This is a genomic window from Atopobium sp. oral taxon 810 str. F0209, assembly GCF_000466405.1.
Taxonomy (GTDB): domain Bacteria; phylum Actinomycetota; class Coriobacteriia; order Coriobacteriales; family Atopobiaceae; genus Olegusella.
In genome coordinates this window covers 1-20,845 of record NZ_KE952958.1, presented here as the reverse complement: position 1 = coordinate 20,845, position 20,845 = coordinate 1, and the positions used below count along the sequence as shown (strand labels likewise).

General features: G+C 49.6%; 17 protein-coding genes. 11 read left to right on the top strand and 6 right to left on the bottom strand.

The genetic code is table 11. The features are described 5' to 3' along the window. Window positions 1-31: 31 nt before the first annotated feature. Window positions 32-475, bottom strand: coding sequence for a hypothetical protein (locus HMPREF9069_RS06680; protein WP_035438731.1), 444 nt, complete (start codon window positions 473-475; stop codon window positions 32-34). A 774-nt stretch (window positions 476-1,249) separates the two neighbouring features. Here HMPREF9069_RS06680 and HMPREF9069_RS06675 point away from each other — a divergent pair. The 8 genes from HMPREF9069_RS06675 to HMPREF9069_RS06640 all read left to right on the top strand — a co-directional run bounded on the left by HMPREF9069_RS06675 (window position 1,250) and on the right by HMPREF9069_RS06640 (window position 11,013). After that, window positions 1,250-2,563 (top strand): hypothetical protein, encoded by a 1,314-nt coding sequence (locus HMPREF9069_RS06675; RefSeq protein WP_035438729.1) that lies wholly within the window; start codon window positions 1,250-1,252, stop codon window positions 2,561-2,563. A gap of 195 nt (window positions 2,564-2,758) precedes the next feature. Continuing rightward, on the top strand, window positions 2,759-3,988 hold the full coding sequence (locus tag HMPREF9069_RS06670; RefSeq protein ID WP_021626450.1) for an ABC transporter substrate-binding protein: 1,230 nt from the start codon (window positions 2,759-2,761) through the stop codon (window positions 3,986-3,988). An 88-nt stretch (window positions 3,989-4,076) separates the two neighbouring features. Then, window positions 4,077-4,952 carry a branched-chain amino acid ABC transporter permease gene (locus HMPREF9069_RS06665; RefSeq protein ID WP_021626449.1) on the top strand — a complete coding sequence of 292 codons (876 nt, stop codon included), beginning with the start codon at window positions 4,077-4,079 and terminating at the stop codon, window positions 4,950-4,952. 4 nt (window positions 4,953-4,956) lie between these two features. Then, complete coding sequence (locus HMPREF9069_RS06660) at window positions 4,957-6,075, top strand: branched-chain amino acid ABC transporter permease (protein ID WP_021626448.1); 1,119 nt, start codon at window positions 4,957-4,959, stop codon at window positions 6,073-6,075. A 73-nt stretch (window positions 6,076-6,148) separates the two neighbouring features. Further along, complete coding sequence (locus HMPREF9069_RS06655; RefSeq protein ID WP_035438736.1) at window positions 6,149-6,988, top strand: ABC transporter ATP-binding protein; 840 nt, start codon at window positions 6,149-6,151, stop codon at window positions 6,986-6,988. 3 nt (window positions 6,989-6,991) lie between these two features. Further along, on the top strand, window positions 6,992-7,699 hold the full coding sequence (locus HMPREF9069_RS06650; protein WP_021626446.1) for an ABC transporter ATP-binding protein: 708 nt from the start codon (window positions 6,992-6,994) through the stop codon (window positions 7,697-7,699). Window positions 7,700-7,876: 177 nt separating this feature from the next. Further along, on the top strand, window positions 7,877-9,697 hold the full coding sequence (locus HMPREF9069_RS06645; protein WP_021626445.1) for an ABC transporter ATP-binding protein: 1,821 nt from the start codon (window positions 7,877-7,879) through the stop codon (window positions 9,695-9,697). An 8-nt stretch (window positions 9,698-9,705) separates the two neighbouring features. Further along, window positions 9,706-11,013, top strand: coding sequence for an L-cysteine desulfidase family protein (locus HMPREF9069_RS06640; protein ID WP_035438728.1), 1,308 nt, complete (start codon window positions 9,706-9,708; stop codon window positions 11,011-11,013). A gap of 454 nt (window positions 11,014-11,467) precedes the next feature. Here HMPREF9069_RS06640 and thrB read toward each other — a convergent pair whose 3' ends face one another. After that, window positions 11,468-12,394: a homoserine kinase gene (gene thrB / locus HMPREF9069_RS06635; RefSeq protein ID WP_021626442.1), complete on the bottom strand. Its 927-nt coding sequence runs from the start codon at window positions 12,392-12,394 to the stop codon at window positions 11,468-11,470. Beyond that, window positions 12,391-13,884: a threonine synthase gene (thrC, locus tag HMPREF9069_RS06630; protein ID WP_035438727.1), complete on the bottom strand. Its 1,494-nt coding sequence runs from the start codon at window positions 13,882-13,884 to the stop codon at window positions 12,391-12,393. Before thrC ends, thrB begins: the two co-directional genes overlap by 4 nt. Before the next feature lie 101 nt (window positions 13,885-13,985). On the opposite strand from thrC, the gene HMPREF9069_RS06625 reads away from it, so the two are divergent. From HMPREF9069_RS06625 to HMPREF9069_RS06615, 3 genes are read left to right on the top strand one after another with little or no spacing between them, the layout of a single operon-like run. Next, window positions 13,986-15,134, top strand: a complete 1,149-nt coding sequence (locus tag HMPREF9069_RS06625) for a homoserine dehydrogenase (RefSeq protein ID WP_021626440.1) — start codon at window positions 13,986-13,988, stop codon at window positions 15,132-15,134. Window positions 15,135-15,137: 3 nt separating this feature from the next. Next, window positions 15,138-16,463 carry an aspartate kinase gene (locus tag HMPREF9069_RS06620; RefSeq protein ID WP_021626439.1) on the top strand — a complete coding sequence of 442 codons (1,326 nt, stop codon included), beginning with the start codon at window positions 15,138-15,140 and terminating at the stop codon, window positions 16,461-16,463. A gap of 12 nt (window positions 16,464-16,475) precedes the next feature. Then, window positions 16,476-17,486, top strand: coding sequence for an aspartate-semialdehyde dehydrogenase (locus HMPREF9069_RS06615; protein WP_021626438.1), 1,011 nt, complete (start codon window positions 16,476-16,478; stop codon window positions 17,484-17,486). A gap of 311 nt (window positions 17,487-17,797) precedes the next feature. Here HMPREF9069_RS06615 and HMPREF9069_RS06610 read toward each other — a convergent pair whose 3' ends face one another. The 3 genes from HMPREF9069_RS06610 to HMPREF9069_RS06600 form a co-directional block, all read right to left on the bottom strand. Beyond that, window positions 17,798-18,688: an amino acid ABC transporter ATP-binding protein gene (locus HMPREF9069_RS06610; protein WP_021626437.1), complete on the bottom strand. Its 891-nt coding sequence runs from the start codon at window positions 18,686-18,688 to the stop codon at window positions 17,798-17,800. Window positions 18,689-18,781: 93 nt separating this feature from the next. Next, window positions 18,782-19,435, bottom strand: a complete 654-nt coding sequence (locus HMPREF9069_RS06605; RefSeq protein ID WP_021626436.1) for an amino acid ABC transporter permease — start codon at window positions 19,433-19,435, stop codon at window positions 18,782-18,784. A 152-nt stretch (window positions 19,436-19,587) separates the two neighbouring features. Further along, window positions 19,588-20,466, bottom strand: coding sequence for a transporter substrate-binding domain-containing protein (locus HMPREF9069_RS06600; RefSeq protein ID WP_021626435.1), 879 nt, complete (start codon window positions 20,464-20,466; stop codon window positions 19,588-19,590). Between the last annotated feature and the right edge of the window lie 379 nt (window positions 20,467-20,845).

Below are 20,845 nucleotides of genomic sequence, written 5' to 3'. Positions count from 1 at the left end.
TTTACTGTCTATACATAGTGTGTATAGCGCTTCATTCTGTGTTCACCTTACCTGAATTATTAGCCAATGTTCCATACAGCAAGCCAACAACCAGGCCGCCATGCTCTATTGCATAGACAACTACATCGAAGGTGGATTGAGCCAAGGGACCCGAAAGCAATGGCTTTGCTTGACTAAAATTATTTTTCAATAGAAATAACGCAATATAGAGCACTATTACGACAAGCCAAATGACGCCTTTGAGTATGTTTTTGTGTCTTGTGGCTAGCAGTGACGTTGCATGTAGTACTTTTGATGCAACAAACATTCCAATAGCACAGGTAATTATCGGCAGCGCAAATAACATGCATATAAACGAAAACCTAAAATCATAGTGAATATATGCAAAATCTCTAAAAAATATAATGTAGCATACAGTATATATACATGCAGCTGCCAAAATTATGCGAGGAAAATATTTTCGAATTGCTTCCATATTCCAACTCCAAATTTTTTGCATACCGAACACCTATGTCCAGCTAGCGTCAGCTATTGCTCACAAATTTGGAAGCAACGCAACCATATATGTCTCTACATTTGTAAAGCTTTAAGCACATAAGGTCGCGTCTTTTTATATGTTTAAGATAATTGCTGTAGAGATATGAAATGTAGGCAACAAAAACATAATCTCTCCCATCGCCATTATGACCATGCTGTTAGTCTCTCGTTTCGAGACTCATGTATAGAGTAGTACTTATTTATCGGCTTAGCTAAAACAGAAGCTGGTTTTGTACCGAGAAGTATATTTAAGGCCGCAAACGGTAGCTTTTTGGATAAATATGTCTCGAATAACCAAACTTAGCAAGTTACCCAGTGCTTACATCGTTGCAACCTGAGGTTGCAACGAAATTGATCTACCTGCTGAAATACAGAAAATTGCAGATAATTAGCCTGTTAAGGAAAAACGTTGCAACCTGAGATTGCAACGATTTGCGGGGTATAGAGGCCACAGCGATATTTGAGCATATGGTAAGAAACGCTGCTAGTTTTTGCATCAGAAGAGGCACTAATTTTCACAAATGACCAGCTTCATCCTTGCATTTCTTAAGATATGAATTATAGTTGCATCAAGTCTGGACTTTTTTGTCGAGATAAAACGCGACGGTACACGAAACTAAAACACAGCAAGCCGTTGCAAAAGCTGTACCAAGGCGCTTTTGCCTTAGCTTTCGTGTACCCCGCTGCACAGGTAAGCGAGCGGGGAGGAACCATGAAGTATACAACGCATTCGCCAGCTATTGTGGCCGGTCTTCTTGGTGCTGCTACAACTTCGCTTGCGAGGCCTGCTTATGCTATGGGTCGCTCTGCAGCGGCGCTCACGCTGCCCACTATGCATGCGTCGGCCGATTTTTTGATGGGTATGGCAACAGGTGCTGTTGCTTGTGGCATTGTCAGTTTTGTTATCTTTGTCATATCCGAGCAGTTAGATAGGCGAGCAGAACAGCGGCAAACAGAACAGCGTACAAGCAAAGAATCTGTCTCGGCAGATGCAAGTTTTGCTTCTCTTGCAGGAGATACGTATGCTGGTATGCCTGTTGTGTTGGATGTAGTTTCTGAAGCTGTACAGGATAAGACAGATGAGCAGGCAGAAGTTTCAGCAGCACTTGCTCCAAACGGCTCAGCTGATAGCCTTGGAGCGCACGTTGCTACCGACTATGCAGATATTGCCGAAAACTATGTCGAGAAACTGAGTTGGAAACAGCGCATGGCTTCTCGCGCTGCAGGTGTCAAGGCTATGCTCACTCAGCGTCTAGGTCAGGACATGTTGCAGGATGTGCCTGTGATTACGCGCGCCGATGGCAGTGTGGGTGATGTGGGTACTGGTTGGTGGGATGCTGCTATGGCAGCAAACCTTCGTCGAGACAAGTTTGTGCTTGCAGCTGAAAAAGACTTTGATGCCACTTTGGCTCATCGTCATGTATCGCCAGCAACATCTGAGGTCCCCCAGCCTGCAAAACCGCATGTAAACCCCACGGTAGTGTCCAATACGCAGTCTGTTTTGCGCGCCGATCAGATTCGCTGCCGCATACCTGAAGTTGATTTGGGAATCTATCCTGAACACCGCAATTTTGCTTGCGTGGATAATACTGAAGATTTGTGGAATCAGGCCATGACGGCCATGGAAGCTCGTGATACCGAGCCTGCAACTGCAGCAGGTACCCCAAGTGATGAATTAGATCCTTCTACCTTGCATGCGCCCGATACGCCTACAGCAGTGCTACCCTTCCGTCCTGTTGCTGGTCATCCCGAGGTGGTGGATAAGTCCAGTTACGTAGATTATCTGCTTCGCCAAGAAATTGAGAATAACAGCTCCGATGTTGTAAAGCGTAGCTCTCGCGATTATCTTCGTGTACTTGAAGGTGGATCTATGTCTTCAGCACCGACGTTATTTAATATCGCCCGTACAGAGCATGCAAAGAGCAACTATGTACCCAAGCATATGGCAGGCGTTGCAAAAGATGCAGAAAATGAGGCCGTCAAGTCCCAAGAAGAAAGTGTTTACCGTTTTGCAAACGAGGCATAGATCAGCAGTTTAGCTGCTTCTAGCTGAATTTAGGCACTTATATTTCTAAATAAACAGTTTAGTGTTACAGACTAAAAAATTGATGCCATCCTGTATTGGGGTGGCATCGTGTTCCCTCTAGAGTGTGGTAAGCCCAAATTGCGTAGGGAGGAGCTTTACGCAATTTGAGAAAGTTCAACAGAAGGGGGACCGATTATGAAGACAAATCTGACGCGCCGGAACTTTCTGGGCACCATTGGTATTGCTACTGCTGGTCTAGCTCTAGCTGGTTGCGGTAACTCTGGTAGCGCTGGCTCTGGGGATTCAGGCGAAAAGGCAAAGAGTCAAATTGAGGGACCCAAGGGTTCGTTTAAGGTTGGCAATATCGGTCCTTTGACTGGTGCAGCTGCAATTTATGGCACTGCTACGGACTGGGGTGCACAGGTTGCAGTAAACGAAATCAACAAGGCTGCTGGTGACGTGACCTTCTCCTATAACTGTCAGGATGACACACACGTTGCTGAGACTTCGGTCAATGCTTACAACAATCTCAAGGATTGGGGTCTTCAGATTCTTGTTGGTACCACGACCACCGCTCCTTGCGTGGCAGTTTCTGACAAGACAAACAAGGATAATATCTTTGAGTTGACGCCTTCTGCATCCTCTGTTGATGTTGTCGGTGAGGGTTCAAGTCGCAAATCCAATGTGTTCCAGATGTGCTTTACCGATCCCAACCAAGGCAAGATTTCGGCAGATATGGTTGCTCAAAAGAAGCTCGGCACCAAAATTGCAATCCTGCATGATCAGGGTGATACCTACTCCACTGGCTTGCACGATGGTTTTGTTGAAGAAGCAAAGAGTCAGGGTCTTGAGATTGTTGCTGACGAGTCTTTTGACTCCAACAACAATACGGACTTTACTTCTCAGCTGGGCAAGTTTAAGGATGCGGGTGCAGAAGTTGTCGTTATGCCCTTCTATTATCAGCAGGGCGGCCTTGTGCTTCAGCAGGCAAAAGATAATGGCTACGAATTTAAGTTCGTCGGCATGGACGGCATGGATGGCATCCTGCAACAGGATGGTTTTGATGCCAGCGTTGCTGAAGGTCTCTACCTCATTACGCCTTTCACGGCTGACTCTGAGGACGAGAACACTCAAAAGTTTGTTGATGCCTTCTCCAAGCTCTCTGATGGTGTTAAGCCCAATCAGTTTGCTGCAGATGCCTATGATTGTGTTTATGCAGTTAAGCAGGCCATTGAGGCATCTGGAGCTACGTCGGATATGTCTGCATCTGACATCTGCGATAAGCTTGTAGCAAGCTTTACGGCAAAGGACTTTAAGTTTACTGGTCTGACTGGTGCTGATATGACTTGGAGTGAGGATGGTACGGTCTCCAAGGTTCCTCAGTGCTACGTTATTAAGGACGGCAAGTATCAGGTAGTTGCCTAAAGTCCGACATTGAGTGCAAGGACAGGACGGAGGCGGCTATGGCCACCTCCGCCTTGTTGTTAGGTACGAGTGAGAAGGGGCGCGTTACATGCAATTCTTGTCCACCCTTATAAATGGACTGTCGCTCGGCAGTATTTATGCCGTTATTGCTCTGGGCTATACCATGGTCTATGGCATCGCACGTATGCTGAACTTTGCTCACGGCGATATTATTATGGTTGGAGCTTATATTTGCTTCTTTATGATGGGACTGTTTGGATTGCCACCACTGCTGGCAGTACTCATTTCCATTGTAGGTTGCACGCTGCTTGGCATTGTTATCGAGCGTCTTGCTTATAAGCCGCTGCGCAATGCTCCTTCGCTTGACGTACTGATTACCGCTATTGGCGTATCTTATTTTTTGGAAAACGGTGCGTTGTTGCTCTTTGGTTCCAATCCTAAGGTATTCAAGTCAGTCGTACCTTTTGGTCCCTTGCAAATTGGAAGTCTTACCATCAAGTCCACCGCACTTGTCTCTATTGTGGTCTGCGCTATTGTTGCTGTTGCGCTGACGCTCTTTACACAGCGGGGCAAAATGGGCAAAGCAATGCGTGCTGTCTCCGAAGATAAGGGTGCTGCTCAGCTTATGGGCATCAATGTTAACAAGACCATCTCACTCACCTTTGCTATTGGTTCTGGCTTGGCTGCAGTAGCTGGCGTTTTGCTCTGCTCGTCTTATCCTACGCTATATTACATGACGGGCTCCATGCCTGGTATCAAAGCCTTTATTGCTGCAGTTATTGGTGGCATTGGCTCGATTCCTGGTGCGTTTTTGGGTGGTCTTATTTTGGGTGTCATCGAGATGTTTGCTCGTACCTACGTCTCTACCAAGTTCACTGACGCTATCGTTTTTGGTGTATTGATTATTGTGCTGTTGGTTCGACCTGCTGGCCTTTTGGGCAAGCCTGTGAACGAGAAGGTGTAGCCCTATGGAATACAAAATGTCTCGATCTTTGCGTTCAAATCTCATTACCTATGGCATCGTTGTACTGTTTTTTGTTGTCTGTGAAATTTTGATTGCAACGCATATCCTGTCTTATTCGCTCCAAGGCCAGCTGGTGCCCATCTGTGCGTATGTATGCATGGCAATTTCTCTCAATCTTGTTGTTGGTATTTCGGGCGAGCTTTCGCTGGGACATGCTGGATTTATGAGTATTGGTGCTTTTTCCGGTGTCGTTGCTGCTGCTCTTGTAGGGGGAGTGGCAGGTAATGAGCCTGCAATCCTTGTAATCTCGATGCTTGTCGGTGGATTGCTTGCCGGCGTTATGGGTTTCTTGATTTCTATTCCTGTTATGCGCCTACACGGTGACTATCTGGCCATTGTTACCCTGGCCTTTGGCGAGATTATCAAGAATATCTTGAACAATCTTTATGTAGGAATGGATGAGAGTGGTTTGCACTTCAGCATGAATAGCGAGAGTTCACTACATATGTCTCAGGCAGGCAAAGTTTTGCTTGCGGGTCCTAAAGGTGCAGTTGGCGTTAATACAATTGCAAGCTTTATCGTGGGCATCTTGTTGGTACTGTTTTGCCTTTTTGTGGCACTTAACCTCATTAATAGCCGTTCTGGTCGTGCAATTCTCGCCGTTCGTGATAATCGCATTGCGGCGGAGGCCTGCGGTATCAATTCGATGAAGTACCGTATGATGGCCTTTGTGGTTTCGGCGGTGCTTGCTGGTATGGCAGGTGCACTCTATGGTCTGAACTACTCAAGCTTTATCCCCAGCAAATTTGATTTCAACAATTCCATCATGGTGCTGGTGTTTGTTGTTTTGGGCGGTATTGGCAATATCCGTGGTGGCATGATTGCAGCAGCAGTGCTGACCGTGCTTCCCGAAGCCCTGCGTTTCCTGTCTACGTACCGTATGCTGATTTACTCTGTCGTGCTGATTGCCGTTATGCTTATCTCCAACAACGAGCAGGCACGTATGGTACTGCGTAGATTCAAAAACCATTTCAAAAAGAGCCGCAAAAAGAAGGTTGCTCCTCAGGTAGCTGTTGCAGGGGCTGGTGCTGCGAGCGCAAAGGAGGATGGCGCCAATGACTAAGGAAGAAAAGCAGGTCGTGTCAGCTCCCGAGAGCCAGCAGTCTGGTATCAAAGCTCGTCGTGTTAATACCAAGATGGTGCCTTTGCCTTCGACCTCTATTGTGCCCGAGCGCGACCTCGGTAAAGAACCCATCCTCGAATGTCGCCATTTGGGTATTGACTTTGGTGGTCTGCATGCTGTTGAGGATTTTGATATTGCTGTAGGTCGTACTGAGATTGCCGGTCTTATTGGTCCTAACGGCGCAGGCAAAACGACTATCTTTAACTTGCTGACTAAGGTCTACCAGCCCACACGGGGTACGATTTTGTTGGATGGTCAGGATCTCAACAATATGAGTGTTCCCAAGGTCAATCAGTCGGGTATTGCTCGTACTTTCCAGAACATTCGCCTCTTTTCCAACCTATCGGTTGAGGATAATGTGCGCATTGGCCTGCACAATCAGGTGAAATGTTCGATGCTCAATGGCATCTTTCGTACACCACAGTTTTTCAAGAGCGAAAAGGCCTTCCATAAGCGCGCTCTTGAACTGCTTGATGTGTTTGATATGGCTGATCTTGCCCAAGTTTCTGCGGGTTCTTTGCCTTATGGTGCTCAGCGTCGTCTTGAGATAGTCCGCGCTCTTGCAACTGAGCCCAAGCTTTTGTTGCTTGATGAGCCTGCGGCAGGCATGAATCCCTCCGAGACCTCTGATTTGATGGACAGTATTCTTAAGATTCGCGATGAGTTCCAGATTGCCATTATGTTGATTGAGCACGACATGGATCTTGTTATGGGTATCTGCGAGGGCATTGCTGTTTTGAACTACGGCAAGATTATTGCCAAGGGTACGCCCGAAGAGATTCAAAACAATCCCGAGGTTATCGAGGCTTATTTGGGCGCTCAAGCCGATGCCTCTGCAGAGAAGGAGGCCTAAGCTATGGCATTGCTTTCCGTGCGAGATATGCATGTGTACTATGGCTCGATCCATGCCATTAAGGGCATCTCCTTTGATGTTGAGGAGGGCGAGGTTGTTACCCTGATTGGCGCTAATGGTGCAGGTAAATCCACCACGCTCAAAACGGTTTCGGGTTTGATGGTGCCGCGTGCAGGTGAGATTGAGTTTGCAGGGGAGTCTATTGCAGATGTTCCAGCAAATGAGTTAGTTCCCAAAGGTTTGGCGTTGTGCCCTGAGGGTAGGTCTCTTTTCCAGGCTATGAGCGTAGAAGAAAATCTCGAGATGGGCGGCTATACTCGTCCCAAAAACGAAGTCGCCGACGATATGGAGCGTGTCTTTGCTATTTTTCCACGTTTGAAGGAACGTCGTCGTCAGATTGCAGGTACGCTTTCGGGTGGTGAGCAGCAGATGGTTGCCATGGGGCGTGCCATGATGAGCCGCCCACGTCTGCTCATGCTCGACGAACCTTCGATGGGCTTGGCACCTATTCTCGTGCAGGAGATTTTCAATATTATTCGCCGTTTGCACGATGACGGATCTACCGTGCTTTTGGTTGAACAGAACGCTCAGATGGCACTTTCTGTTGCTGATCGCGCTTATGTTCTTGAGACGGGTCATATCGCGATGGATGGTCCTGCTTCTGAACTTGCTGCGGATGATCGTGTGCGCAAAGCTTATCTGGGAGGTTAATCGCGCTTGCGCGACTGGAGCTTAGTCGCGTTGCCAGAGTGTAAGCGCGTTGCTTGAGTTCAATTAGTTGCGCTGCTTGAGGTCAATTGCGTTGCTAGAGCCTAGATGCGCTGCTTGAGTTTACGATAAATGGGTAGGATTCCCCTCAACTGATACTTTGTTGAGGGGAATTTTTGTATGTCACAACGCAAACAGGGCAAACTTGACCCTACAATTACGCGTCGTACCTTACAGCGCTTTTGGGATGTAACCAAGAAAATGCCTGGTATCACGACCCTTTCGGTGAGTTCTTCTGCAGGCTATATCGTGCTTCTAACCTTTATTAATACTTATGTGATGGGCTTGGTGGTTGACCGCGTGCAACAAGGTCAGGTAACGCCAGATCAGGTATGGCAGGTTTTTGGACCGTATATTGCCGCTTTGGTGCTTGTTAATGCTGTGGGTCAGGTGCTTTCAAAGTTGCAAGATTACAGCGTCTATAAGCTTGAAATCAATGGCAATTATCGGCTCTCACGTCTGTGTTTTGATACGCTTTCCAACCAGTCTATGACTTTCCACAACGGGCGTTTTGGTGGGGCGTTGGTGAGCCAAACAAGCCGCTTTACCTCAGGTTATACGGGACTTGTGGATGTAGTGGTTTATTCGCTTATTCCAACGGTTGCGTCCATCATTTGCACCATCGTGATGCTTGCCCCGCTGGTGCCTCTTTATGTGGTTATCCTCTTCATCACGCTCGTGATTTATGTCACCATTGCCTATAAGCTTTATAAGAGGATTTTGCCGCTTTCCGAAGCGAGTTCATCTGCACAAAACCGTCTCTCTGGTGTGCTTTCTGATGCGGTAACCAATATTCTTGCAGTCAAGACAAGCGGTCGTGAGGACTTTGAACGCGAGCTTTTTGTTGCAGCCGATAGGGATGCACGTGGAGCCCAGACAGCAACCATGCACGCTATGCTTGCCCGCGGCTTTACTACGAGCGCCTTGATTACAGCAATCATGACCATTGCTTCGATTTTTGTAGCTGGCGGCAATGCTTGGTTTGGCATTTCTGCAGGTACATTGGTGATGATTTTTACCTATACCTACAACCTCACCATGCGCGTGAACTACTTCAATTCGATGATGACGCGTATCAATAATTCTCTGGGCGATGCAGCTGAGATGACACGTGTGCTAGATGAGCCTCTACTGGTTGCAGACGATGAGGATGCTCGTCCTCTCAAGGTTGGTGAAGGCGCTATCGACTTTAGTCATATTGGTTTTGCTTATCCTGATGCGCCGGCAGGAGAGAAGGTCTTTACAGACCTGTCACTGCATATTCCCGCAGGACAACGCGTTGGTTTGGTGGGACGCTCCGGCTCGGGCAAGACGACCCTGACCAAATTATTGCTGCGACTAGATGACGTGCAAGATGGGCAGGTGCTGGTAGATGGTCAGGATGTCTCTCATTGCACGCAGCAAAGCTTGCGTTCACAGGTTGCCTATGTGCCTCAGGAGCCGCTGCTATTTCATCGAACGGTTAGGGACAATATTGCTTATGGCAAGCCTAATGCAAGTGACGAGGAAATTCGTCAAGCTGCCAAGCAGGCCAATGCGATGGAGTTTATTGAGCGCCTACCACAGGACCTAGATACTATGGTGGGCGAGCGCGGAGCCAAACTTTCGGGCGGTCAACGCCAGCGTGTGGCTATAGCACGTGCAATTTTGGTTGATGCACCTATCTTGGTGCTTGATGAGGCAACGTCTGCGCTGGACTCCGAGAGTGAGGCGTTGGTGCAAGGAGCGCTGGAAAATCTTATGCGTGGGCGTACCGCAATTGTTGTTGCTCACCGTTTGTCCACAGTTGCTGCTCTTGACCGCATAGTTGTGCTCGCTGACGGCAAAATTGTGGAGGATGGTACACACGCCGAGCTTACAGCCGCTGGTGGCGAGTATGCTGGTCTGTGGTCGCGACAGACGGGCGGTTTCCTCGAAGGAGATGGGGAGACAAGCGAGTAGGAGGAATGATGACAACGCAGGCTTTGCCCGACTTTCTTGGTATGCTCAAAAATGAAGTCATGCCCGCTCAGGGTTGCACCGAGCCTATTGCGGTTGCTTTTGCCGTATCGGTTGCATCCGAGCAGTTGAGCTGCAATCCTGCAGACATCAAAGAAATTCACCTGCTGCTTTCTGCCAATATCATCAAAAATGCCTTGGGCGTTGGTATCCCTGGTACTGGTGCCGTGGGTATTGAAATTGCGGCTGCCTTGGGTGCGGTAGTGCGACGTTCTGATGCACGCCTGGAAGTTCTGGCTAATTTTGCTTCCGAACAGTTGGAGCTTGCACGTCAGATGGTTGCCGAAGAACGTATTCAGGTAGAGCAAAAAGCTACCGACGAGCAACTCTTTATCGAGGCGCAGCTCAAATCTGTGACAGGTGAGACAAGCCGTGCAGTTGTGGTGCGCGATCATACCAATGTGGTGCGTATCGAGCACAATGGTGAGGTGATTTGTGATAAGCCTCTGAGCGTAAGCAGTGCTTCTGATGCGGGTACAGGTCTGACTATCAAGAATATCTATGACTTTGCTACGAGTGTTGATGCTGCTGATATCGCTTTTTTGCTTGAATGTGTTCCATTGAATACGGCTGTGAGCAAAGAAGGCCTTTCGGGTGGCTATGGTCTGCGTGTGGGTGAAAAGATTGCCTCAGGTACGAGTGGCAGTAGCTCAATGCTGCTTAACAATATTGCTCTGCGTATCATGGCGGCAACAGCTGCAGGCAGCGATGCCCGTATGGCTGGTTGTCAGCTGTCGGTAATGACGGTGGCGGGGTCAGGCAATCAAGGTATTGCTTGTACGGTGCCGGTGATTGAGCTGGCGCGCGAGTTGGGTTCCAGTGACGAGGAACTATCGCGTGCGCTTGCGATTTCTGAGCTGGTGGTATGTCATCTCAAGGAGTATATGGGCAGGTTGTCTCCGCTTTGTGGTTCGGGAATCGCTGGTGGTACAGGTGCTTGCTGTGGTATGACCTACTTGCAAGGCGGTACCGAAGCTCAGCTTGAAGCAGCAGTTAACAATATGATTGCCATGCTTCAAGGTATGATTTGCGATGGCGCCAAAGCTACTTGTGCACTCAAGATTGCTGCAGGTACCAACGCTGCGGTGCATTGCTCTGCTTTGGCTTTGGCGGATATTTCGCCTTCGAGCTTGGATGGCATTGTCTTTGATGATGTGGAGGATACCATTCGCAATATTGGTACCTTTGTGCGAGAAGGCATGCAGCATACCGACGAGACGATACTTTCCATCATGCTCAATAAGCAGCTGGGTAATTAGCCTGTCAAACCTGCGTCGTGTTGCTTGCTTCACGCCCCGTAAGTGGTTCAAAAGCGTCCCCAGCCCTACGCAGGCGGTTCAATACCGTTGCAATCTTCGCAAACGGTTCAAAACCGTCACTCTGCTTCCACAAAAGCACTGCTTACTTTTTTGCTGCGGGTGCTTATTGAACCCGTTGTATAGCATTTAATGCAGACGGTTCAAAACCGTACCAAACGGTTCGAGAAACCCCAGATAAAAATTGCCGCAAGGGCGCATATTGAACCTGATGTGGGCAAAAGGGCGCATTGTGAACCCGATGCATAACGTTTTCCACAGGAGGTTCAAAAGCGTACCGAGTACGCGAAAAGGTAAAAATTGGCGCAAGGGTGCTTTTTGAACCGCCTACGAGAGAAAGGGTGCATTATGAACCGCCTGCATGGGCGTATGGCAGCACGAGCGATGGCCCACTGGGCTAGCCGGCGAGAATTTTCAAACCAGTTTTGCAGGCTTGTAGAGTCTCGATTCGCAGGCCGCGACGTGCTCCTTCTGCGGCAGAAACGCTTTCCATTGTGGCAAGCATGCGTCTGACCCCAGCAGCTTTCTGCTCGTTTTTGCAGATAGCAAGCATGGTTGCACCCGAACCCGAAATTACAAAAGCCGAAGCTCCCGAACTAAGTGCCGCCGAGCGCAAAGCTTCGTAATCAGGAATCAAGCGTGCGCGATAGGGCTCGTGCAACTTATCATGCGCACAGGCAGCAAGTAGCTCCGCGTCGCCCGTCTCGAGTGCTCGCACCATAGCAACACAGCGGCCCGTCTGCCAGACGGCTGTTGCCATGGGTACCTCCGCTGGTAGCACGCGCCGTGCCTCGGCGGTACGCACCTCGTAAGGCGGCACAATAGCAACAAAGCGTAGTTCCTCAGCGACGTCAAAACGCTGAGTCCATACACGTCCCGCATTGCTAAAGGAGCAAACCAAACCTCCCAAAACGGCGGGTGCCACATTGTCCGGATGTCCTTCCAACGAACTTGCCATCTGAATGATGCGTTCTCGATCTAAACTCAAGCCCGACAGCGCATAAGCAGCAGCAATACCAGCCACAATACAAGCAGAACTTGACCCCAAACCCCCCGCCAGAGGAATAGGGGAGTCAATAGTGATGTTAAGCAACTCCTCGATAATCCCCAGTTCAGAGCAGGTGTGGCAGTACGAGGTCCATACCAGATTGTCAGCACCACAAAAACGAGACTCGCAACCTTCGATATGCAGCTGACCGTCAGTGCTTGGCACAAAGGTAAAGGTTGCCATCATATCGAGAGCAAGGCCCAAGCAGTCAAAGCCGACACCCACATTGGCAGAAGTTGCGGGGACTTGGATTTTTAGCGCGCGGGGTTCACTCATGACAACAACCTTTCTGCCGTGTGCTCAATGTAACTGTTCATCTGCTCGCGTTCGCAGAGGTCAAGGTGGCGTTCAGGTAGTTGTTTGAGTTCGGCAAGCTGGTGTGGTGCGGGTACATCCGTGAATTTTTGTAAGGCTTGCATGCATTCAAATCCATCCAAGCCTTCTGTGCTTTGCCCCAGTGCCTCAAGGACAGAGGCGGGGAACTTATAAGGATTGGCGGTGGAGAGACAAACGCGAGGAATGCCTTCGTCGCGAGGCTGCTTGCGAAGCACATGCATCGCAACAGCGGTATGCGTATCCAAGAGCACTTGGGATTCTTCCCAAATATCACGTATGGTTGCTTGCGTCTCTTCATCTGTAGCGCGACCGCAGGCAAAAAGCTCGTGCAGGCGGTGAAGCAGAGCTTCAGGCAGCTCGTAGGATCCCTCTTGCTCCAGGCGGTCCATGAGCTCAGATACTAGTTTGGTATCCCCCTCAGATAGGTAATAGAGCAGACGCTCAAGGTTGGAGGACACAAGGATATCCATCGAAGGCGAGAGACTCTTTTCAAAGGGGCGCAGGCGGTCATAGCGACCAGTCGAGATGAAATCAAAAAGCACATCATTGATGTTGGACGCTACGATGAGGCGCGATATAGGTAGTCCCAAGAGTTTGGCATAATAACCTGCAAGCACATCACCAAAATTGCCTGTAGGTACACAGAACTCCACAGAATCACCTAGTTGAATGACAGCTTTGTCAATGAGTTGCTTGTATGCTGAGAAGTAATAGACCACCTGAGGCACCAGGCGACCTATATTAATGGAGTTTGCACTGGATAGAGCAATGTTCTTCTGGGATAGACGCTCGGCAAGCTTTTGGTCGGCAAAGATATGTTTGACTTCGGTCTGAGCATCATCAAAGTTGCCGTGTATACCACAGACGGCCACGTTGCGGCCACGCTGGGTGACCATTTGTAAACGCTGTACGTCGGATACGCCACCATCTGGATAAAAGACTGCAACTCCTGTGCCAGCTACATCCGCAAAACCCTCAAGGGCTGCCTTGCCCGTATCCCCTGATGTTGCTGTCACAATCATGATCTGCTTGTCATCATGTGCATCTTTGCGTGCGACTGACATGAGACGAGGCAGCATCTGCAACGCTACATCTTTGAAGGCGCAGGTGGGGCCATGCCAGAGCTCTAACATCCACACGTCACCTACAGGTACTAAAGGAGTAATGACAGGTGTGTCAAAACGCTTGCCGTAAGCCGCTGTCACGCAATCTGCAATTTCTTCTTTACTAAAGTCGGGAAGCAGCAACCCCAATACACGACAAGCGAGGGCGTGATAGTCCTCCGTACATGCCGCCGCGAGGTCAATTTTGAGATTCTTGAGGGAATCTGAGACATACAGACCCCCATCTGGAGCAATTCCGGCAAGAATAGCTTGCTTACTTGTTACAGAGGGCTCAATGGAGCGTGTGCTGTGATACAAACGTGCCAAGATGGGCTCCTAGCTCTTCGTGGGTCTGTGCCTTGTAGCTATCATAGAACTGCAAACGTGCTTATGCGAAAGCGTAAACACAAACGAAAGATAGGAATGAGATGAACATCGCTCTTTTGGGATGTGGCACCGTGGGTAAAGGTGTCGACGAGATTTGTAAGAGTCTTCCCGATATCAGGGTAACGCGCATTCTCGAGCTGCCCGACCGCCTAAGCGATCCGCGTATGACCTCTAATTATGAGGACATTTTGGCAGATGACACTGTGGATGTGGTGCTGGAATGCATGGGCGGCATTGAGCCTGCGCATAGCTTTATCGTGCGCGCGCTCAAGGCGGGAAAACCTGTGGTGACTTCCAACAAAGCTGTTGTGGCTGCGCATTTGAACGAGTTTGTGGAGCTAACGCAGACTACAGGCGTGCCACTACTCTGCGAGGCTGCTGTAGGTGGCGGTGTGCCATGGCTGTCCTCAATTCGCAACGCTCGTCGTATTGATGAGATTTCTGCTGTGTCAGGCATTATGAATGGTACGACCAACTACTTGCTTACTTCCCTTGAGACGGGTGACGCCAGCTTTGATGAGGTGCTTGCCGAAGCGCAGCGTTTAGGCTATGCAGAAGCAGATCCGTCCGCAGATATCGATGGTATTGATGTCCGCAACAAAATTATTATTTCTTGTCTTGCCGCCTTTGATGCGGTTTGTTCTGCCGAGCAGGTCTGCACCACAGGTATTCGTTCTCTTAAAAGCAGTGATGTGGCTCTTTTTGCGGTCCACGGCCGTCGCGTCAAATTGATGGGTCGAGCAATGCGCAAAGGGCAGCGCTACGCCGCCGTTGTCGAGCCCGTGGCGTTACCCCAGACGGCAACCGAAGCTAACGTTCCTGCCAACTTTAATATTCTATCGCTCACAGGTACCACGGTAGGTGAGCTAAAATTCTATGGTCAGGGCGCTGGTTCTCTGCCTACGGGCAACGCAATGGTGCAGGATGTCCTTGATTACATGGCGGGGGAGCGTCCCAACTTTGCAATATGCGATGAGATGAGTTTTGACGCAGATCTTCTGTTGGGCGATTATGTATTGCGCTGTGATGGCGCTGCTGCTATGGCGGCCAAAGAAGGTTGGAAGGCCTACGGTGCTGACGCTTGGCTTATCAAAAATATCAACCCAGTTTGTGCAAGCGAGCTTTTGGCGAAAGCTCGCGAGATTGACCCCGAGGCGCTCATCTTTTCGCTCCCTAGGAAGGACGCCTAGTTCATGATTAAGGTTGCAAAATTTGGCGGGTCCTCGGTCGCGAGCGCCGAGCAGTTTCGCAAGGTAAAAAGCATTATCCAAGCCGATCCTGACCGCCGTTTTGTGGTGGTATCGGCAGCGGGCAAACGTTTTTCGGATGACAATAAAATTACCGATTTATTGCTGCTTGCCAATGCACATATTCAGTACCATGTGGATTCTCAGCCGCTGCTCTCCCAAATCGAGCAACGCTTTGTTGAGGTTGCAAAGTCGTTGGATCTCAAGTATCCAGTAGCCGAGAAGTTCGAGGAGTTTTCCTCGGTGGTAACTTCGCTGTCGCCCGAATATATCGTGAGTCGCGGTGAATTTTTTACGGGACAGTTGATGGCTGAGTATCTAGGGCTGCCTTTTGTAGATGCCTCGGACACGATTGTTTTTCATCACGATGGTACGGTGGACTTTGAACGTACGGCAATTCGTGTAAAAGAAGCAGCTCAGCGCAATCCGCGTGGCTTTGTACTGCCAGGTTTTTATGGTTGCACCGTTGACGGTACGGTCAAGCTCTTTCAGCGTGGCGGCGGAGATATTACCGGTGCTGTGCTTGCTCGCTGTCTCGAAGCAAACGTCTATGAAAACTGGACAGATGTGCCGGGCTTCTTGTCTGCCGATCCACATATCGTCGATATGCCGCGTGCGATTCATCGTATTACCTTTGATGAGATGCGCGAGCTTTCCTATATGGGCGCTACGGTGCTGCAGGAAGATTCAATTTTCCCGGTACGTGAGGCCAATATTCCCATCCAGATTAAAGACACCAACTCGCCCGACCGTAAAGGCACAACTATCCGTGAGACGGCCGAAGAACGTGAAGTCGAGCATCTCATTACGGGTATTGCTGGTCGCAAGGATTTTACAGCAGTACATATCCAGAAGACGCATATGTCCGACAAGGTGGGCGTAGTGCGTTCTGCTTTATCAGTATTTGAGCGTTACGGCGTTTCGATAGAGCATCTGCCGACAGGCGTTGACTCCTTTGGCATTGTGGTGAATAGCGCCGATGTAAAGGACAAGATTTATCCCATCATCACCGATTTGCGTCGCGAGGTGGCGCCCGATGATATTACGGTGACCGACAAACTGGCTCTGATTTCCATTGTGGGCCGCAATCTGCGTCGTCGTCCTGGCTCGTCAGGCCTTATCTTTGGCGTATTGGGCAAGGCAGGTATCAATATCCGCCTGATTACTCAGAGCTCACAGGAGATTTCGATTATTGTCGGCGTAGACAACGATGACTTTGAGCGTGCAATTCGCGTAATGTATGACGGCTTTGCTGCGCACGAAAAAGTTTAGGTGGGAGTTAGTATGAGCGGAAAAACTGTTGCTATTCTGGGTGCCACTGGTGTAGTGGGTACGCAGATGCTGAAGTGTTTGGAAGAGCGTGATTTTCCCGTTAGCCGCTTGGTGCCGCTTGCGAGTGCGCGTTCGGTAGGTCGTACGGTGGTATTCCATGACAAACAGATCCCGGCCGTTCTCGCGGCTCCTGAAGCCTTTGAGGGCGTTGATATTGTACTGGGAGCTGCAGGTGATGATATCGCTCGCGAATTGCTGCCTGAGGCGGTAGTTCGCGGTGCTGTGTGCGTTGATAATAGCCATGCTTTCCGCATGGATGCTGATGTGCCACTGGTGATTCCCGAAATCAATGCGGCAGATGCCAAAAACAACAAAGGTATTATCTCCAATCCCAACTGTGCCACGATTATCGGTCTTGTGCCTACCTGGCCCTTGCATCAGCAGGCGGGTTTAAAGCGCATGATAGTCTCGACCTATCAAGCGGCATCTGGTGCAGGTATGCCTGGCTTGAAGGAGCTTGAGCGTGAGATGGAGGCGGTGGCTGCAGGTGAGCCCGTGGGCAATACAGCTCCGTTTGCACATCAGTTGGCGGCCAACCTCATTCCTCAGATTGGTTCTGAGAAGGAGGCAGGCTATACCAGCGAAGAGATGAAGATGCTCTATGAGGGTCGCAAGATTATGCACTTGCCTGAGCTGCGTGTGAATTGCACCTGCGTGCGTGTGCCTGTTATGCGTTCGCATTCCGAGTCAATCACAGCGGAGTTTGAGCATCCCATTTCAGTGGATGAGGCGCGCGAGATTTTGGCTTGTGCTCCTGGTGTACGTGTGGTGGATGATTTGGCGGCAGCTGAATATCCTATGCCGCTTGAGACATCCGACCAGGATCTTATCTATGTAGGCCGTATCCGCCGTGATCTCTCGGCGCCTGATGGCGTGAATGCGCTGACCTATTGGGTGTGTGGCGATCAAATTCGCAAGGGTGCGGCTACTAATGCTGTTCAGATTGCCGAACAGCTCTTGTAGGTTTGGGTAGTCGTGCTTCTAAACCAGCCGTCGATCGCCTATATGCGAGCTAAATCGTTGCAACCTCAGCCTACAAATCGTTGCAACCTCAGGTTGCAACGATTTTTTCTTACCCCTATCTACCAGTAATTTTCCAAGAATTGCCTGGTAGATGCGTCGCGTTGCAACCTGAGGTTTCAACGATTTAGAGGGATTTTTAGGAATTCGTACGGCTGCTGCAACAAAAATTTGTAGCGGAGTTGCTGCAGAGAGGGTTGCTGCAAAAAAATTGCAAGGAACTCACGTGTAGAGCGCGCTCTAGGTGTCCCAATTTATTCCTTGGTAGGGGAGGCAAGGAACGCGCGGGTGCGAGGATCGCTCGGACGATCAAAAACCTCCTCAGGTGTGCCCTCTTCTACAATGCGACCATCTAGCAGCAGACATACGCGATCGGAAGCAGCTCGCGCAAAACCCATCTCGTGAGTAACTAGTCCGACAGCCATACCTTCTTCTGCCAGAGAGCGAATCAGTTTGACCATATCGTCGGTCAAGCGAGGATCCAAGGCAGAGGTTGCTTCGTCAAAGAAAATCACGCGAGGCTTCATACAGAGCGCCCGCGCGATTGCGACGCGCTGCTGCTGGCCGCCCGAGAGCTGACAGGGAACCTTGTCCGCATGCTCTGTGAGATCTAGGCGTTCAAGTAGCTTGCGGGCCTGCTCCTCAACTTCTGCTGGATTACGTTTCTGCACCACCAGCGGTGCATCCATCACATTTTGCAGCACCGTCATGTGCGGAAAGAGGTTGTAGTCCTGAAATACAATGCCAAAGCGCATGCGTGCGCGCTGCATAGCGGCTCTATCATAGATGGCAGGTTGAATGTCGAGAGTATGCTCACCAGTTTCGGGATTTGGGTCCTTCTTGGCACGAGAATCAAGTTCGGATCCGCGCGGCTTGCATACCACGATACTGTCGTAGGATAGCTCGCCCGAATCAAAACTATCAAGCAGTGTCAAGCACCGCAGCAAGGTAGACTTGCCCGCGCCCGATGGACCGATAATAGACAGTACTTCTCCGCGGTTAATCGTCAGAGAGATGTCATGCAGCACTTCGTTTTCGCCAAAGGACTTACGAGCGCCTCGCAAGTAGACGGCTGGTAGGCCGACGAGCGAGGAGTAAGAAATATCGGGCGTGGGAAGCTTGCGTTGGGGCTTCTTTTTGAGCATTGCGGATTCCTTAGCTTTGCTTGGCGGATTGAGTGTGGGTTAACAGAACTTAGTGTAAGTAAGCAGGACTATTTTGAGGTAGCTGAGCATGACTTAGTCGTGATAGTAGGCAAGCTTTTTTTCGGCGCGGCGAAGCAGAGCCTCGATGATGAGACAGGTTATCCAATAAATTGCTGCTGCGATAACAAAAGGTATCATCGTGTGCTCGCGAGCAACTAGCGCCTTGCCTGTGGTAAACATCTCGATGACTCCAATGGAGAATGCCAGCGAAGTGTCTTTGACCAGCGTCACAATTTCATTTCCCATAGCAGGGAGGATACGTTTGACAACCTGAGGCAAAATGATGCGAAAGAAGGTTTGACTGCGCGAATACCCCAAAGCTTTGGCTGCCTCATATTGGCCACGTGGCATGCTCTGGATGCCCGAGCGATAGATTTCTGCAAAATAGGCGGCATAGTTAATCACAAAGGATGCAAGAACAGCCACCATCATGTAACCGGGTCCCATTGTGATGCCAAATACGTAATACGGTGCAAAAAAGACCGCGAACATCTGTAACATTAAAGGCGTGCCACGCATCAGGCTGATATAGATGCTGATAAGCCATGCGAGTGGCTTGATGCGGGAGAGGCGTCCTAGGGCGACAGGGATTGCCAGCAGAGTTGCTCCTATCAAGGTGACAAAGAAAATATCGAGACTGATGCCATAGCCCTCGATGAGTTTTTGGAACATGATAGAGACTTCCATACTGCCATCCTGTCATAAGGTTGATGTGCGAACTGCTTTCGAACCGCTTTCGAACTGCTTTCCCAGTGCAAACTGTTTTCGAACCGCTTTCCCAAAAGGAGACCGCGACTGCGTGAGCCGCGGTCTTAGAATCATAGCTTGTTAGGGGTGGCTTATGCCTTGGGCAGACACCACAGGTCATAAGAAACACCCTGATTACTATACTTCTCACAAATCTTTTTGACGGTGCCGTCGGCGTCGAGCGCTTGGAGATCTGCTTCGATGGTGGCTGCGAGCTTCTTGCCTTCGTCGGTTTTTGCACAGCCGACTCCAAAGTGCTCGGAGTTCAAAGACTCATCAAGAATGGTGAACTCTGAGCGGCCGTCGATATTAAAGACGGCAACGGGATAGTCGACAGCAATCGCGTCATAACTGCCCTGCTCAAGGGACATGAATGCGGTGTTGTACTCGCCGATGGTGTCGAGTTTTGCAAAGGTCTTGGCGAGTTCCTCTTGGCTTCCGCCCTCAGAGAGCAGCTCGAGGGCGGCCGAGTCAGCCTGGGTGATAACGCGCTTATCTTTGAGGTCGGTAAGCTTTTTGATGTTTGAGTCGGACTTTACAACGATAACCTGGCGGTTTTCCATATACGCGTCAGTAAATGCATAGTCCTTCTCGCGACCTTCGATGGTAAAGCCGTTCCAAATACAGTTAATCTGACCGGAGTTGAGCATGGCATCTTTTGCATCCCAGTTGATGGGGGTGGGGGTGAAGGTCCAACCTTCTTTTTCGCAGACGGCCTTTGCGAGATCAAGGTCAAAGCCGGTGTAGTTGCCGTCTTTGTCAAGGTAACCGTAGGGTGGGAAAGCCTCATCAAAGCCGACGATGAGTTCAAAACTCTTCTTTGTTGCAGAACCTGCACTATCCGCTGCCGATCCCGTGGCTGTTGGCTTGCTTCCACAAGCTGCGAGCATGCTGAGAATACCTGCGCTAGCAGCAAAACCACTTGCCTTGATAAAAGACCTACGGTTGATTTGCTTATCCTGGATGCTCATCTTGATTCCCCCTGTCGTGTAAGCCGTGCATACTTTTTGAGTAGCCACTTTAGTTAACTAAACTTTAGTGTGCTAAAGCAAGGATAGTGAGTGAAGTCCAAAGATGCAAGGAAAACTTTGTTACAGTTTCAATTCGTGGCTTTGCTTGAAAGGGGGCGCAAAATCTTTTTTGCGAAATACCTGTGATAGTTCGATGTGATGGATAGAAGCAAGAAAGACTTTTCGAACCTTTCCAAAACCAGGGGACTGGGCTACAAACCGCAAATGGTTCAAGTTTCGGCATCCATTAACACAGATGATTTATTCTTCGAGTTTTCATAAATCCTGACCTGCGGTCATATTTTTCAAAAACTCGAAAAGCGAACCATCCACAAATTTT

Coding starts and splice junctions, on each gene's coding strand:
- HMPREF9069_RS06645 (WP_021626445.1), top strand. CDS start 7,877: ATGTCACAACGCAAACAGGGCAAACTTGACCCTACAATTACGCGTCGT.
- HMPREF9069_RS06625 (WP_021626440.1), top strand. CDS start 13,986: ATGAACATCGCTCTTTTGGGATGTGGCACCGTGGGTAAAGGTGTCGAC.
- HMPREF9069_RS06655 (WP_035438736.1), top strand. CDS start 6,149: ATGGTGCCTTTGCCTTCGACCTCTATTGTGCCCGAGCGCGACCTCGGT.
- HMPREF9069_RS06675 (WP_035438729.1), top strand. CDS start 1,250: ATGAAGTATACAACGCATTCGCCAGCTATTGTGGCCGGTCTTCTTGGT.
- thrB (WP_021626442.1), bottom strand. CDS start 12,394: ATGAGTGAACCCCGCGCGCTAAAAATCCAAGTCCCCGCAACTTCTGCC.
- HMPREF9069_RS06650 (WP_021626446.1), top strand. CDS start 6,992: ATGGCATTGCTTTCCGTGCGAGATATGCATGTGTACTATGGCTCGATC.
- HMPREF9069_RS06610 (WP_021626437.1), bottom strand. CDS start 18,688: ATGCTCAAAAAGAAGCCCCAACGCAAGCTTCCCACGCCCGATATTTCT.
- HMPREF9069_RS06680 (WP_035438731.1), bottom strand. CDS start 475: ATGGAAGCAATTCGAAAATATTTTCCTCGCATAATTTTGGCAGCTGCA.
- HMPREF9069_RS06665 (WP_021626449.1), top strand. CDS start 4,077: ATGCAATTCTTGTCCACCCTTATAAATGGACTGTCGCTCGGCAGTATT.
- HMPREF9069_RS06600 (WP_021626435.1), bottom strand. CDS start 20,466: ATGAGCATCCAGGATAAGCAAATCAACCGTAGGTCTTTTATCAAGGCA.
- HMPREF9069_RS06640 (WP_035438728.1), top strand. CDS start 9,706: ATGACAACGCAGGCTTTGCCCGACTTTCTTGGTATGCTCAAAAATGAA.
- HMPREF9069_RS06660 (WP_021626448.1), top strand. CDS start 4,957: ATGGAATACAAAATGTCTCGATCTTTGCGTTCAAATCTCATTACCTAT.
- HMPREF9069_RS06605 (WP_021626436.1), bottom strand. CDS start 19,435: ATGGAAGTCTCTATCATGTTCCAAAAACTCATCGAGGGCTATGGCATC.
- HMPREF9069_RS06670 (WP_021626450.1), top strand. CDS start 2,759: ATGAAGACAAATCTGACGCGCCGGAACTTTCTGGGCACCATTGGTATT.
- HMPREF9069_RS06615 (WP_021626438.1), top strand. CDS start 16,476: ATGAGCGGAAAAACTGTTGCTATTCTGGGTGCCACTGGTGTAGTGGGT.
- HMPREF9069_RS06620 (WP_021626439.1), top strand. CDS start 15,138: ATGATTAAGGTTGCAAAATTTGGCGGGTCCTCGGTCGCGAGCGCCGAG.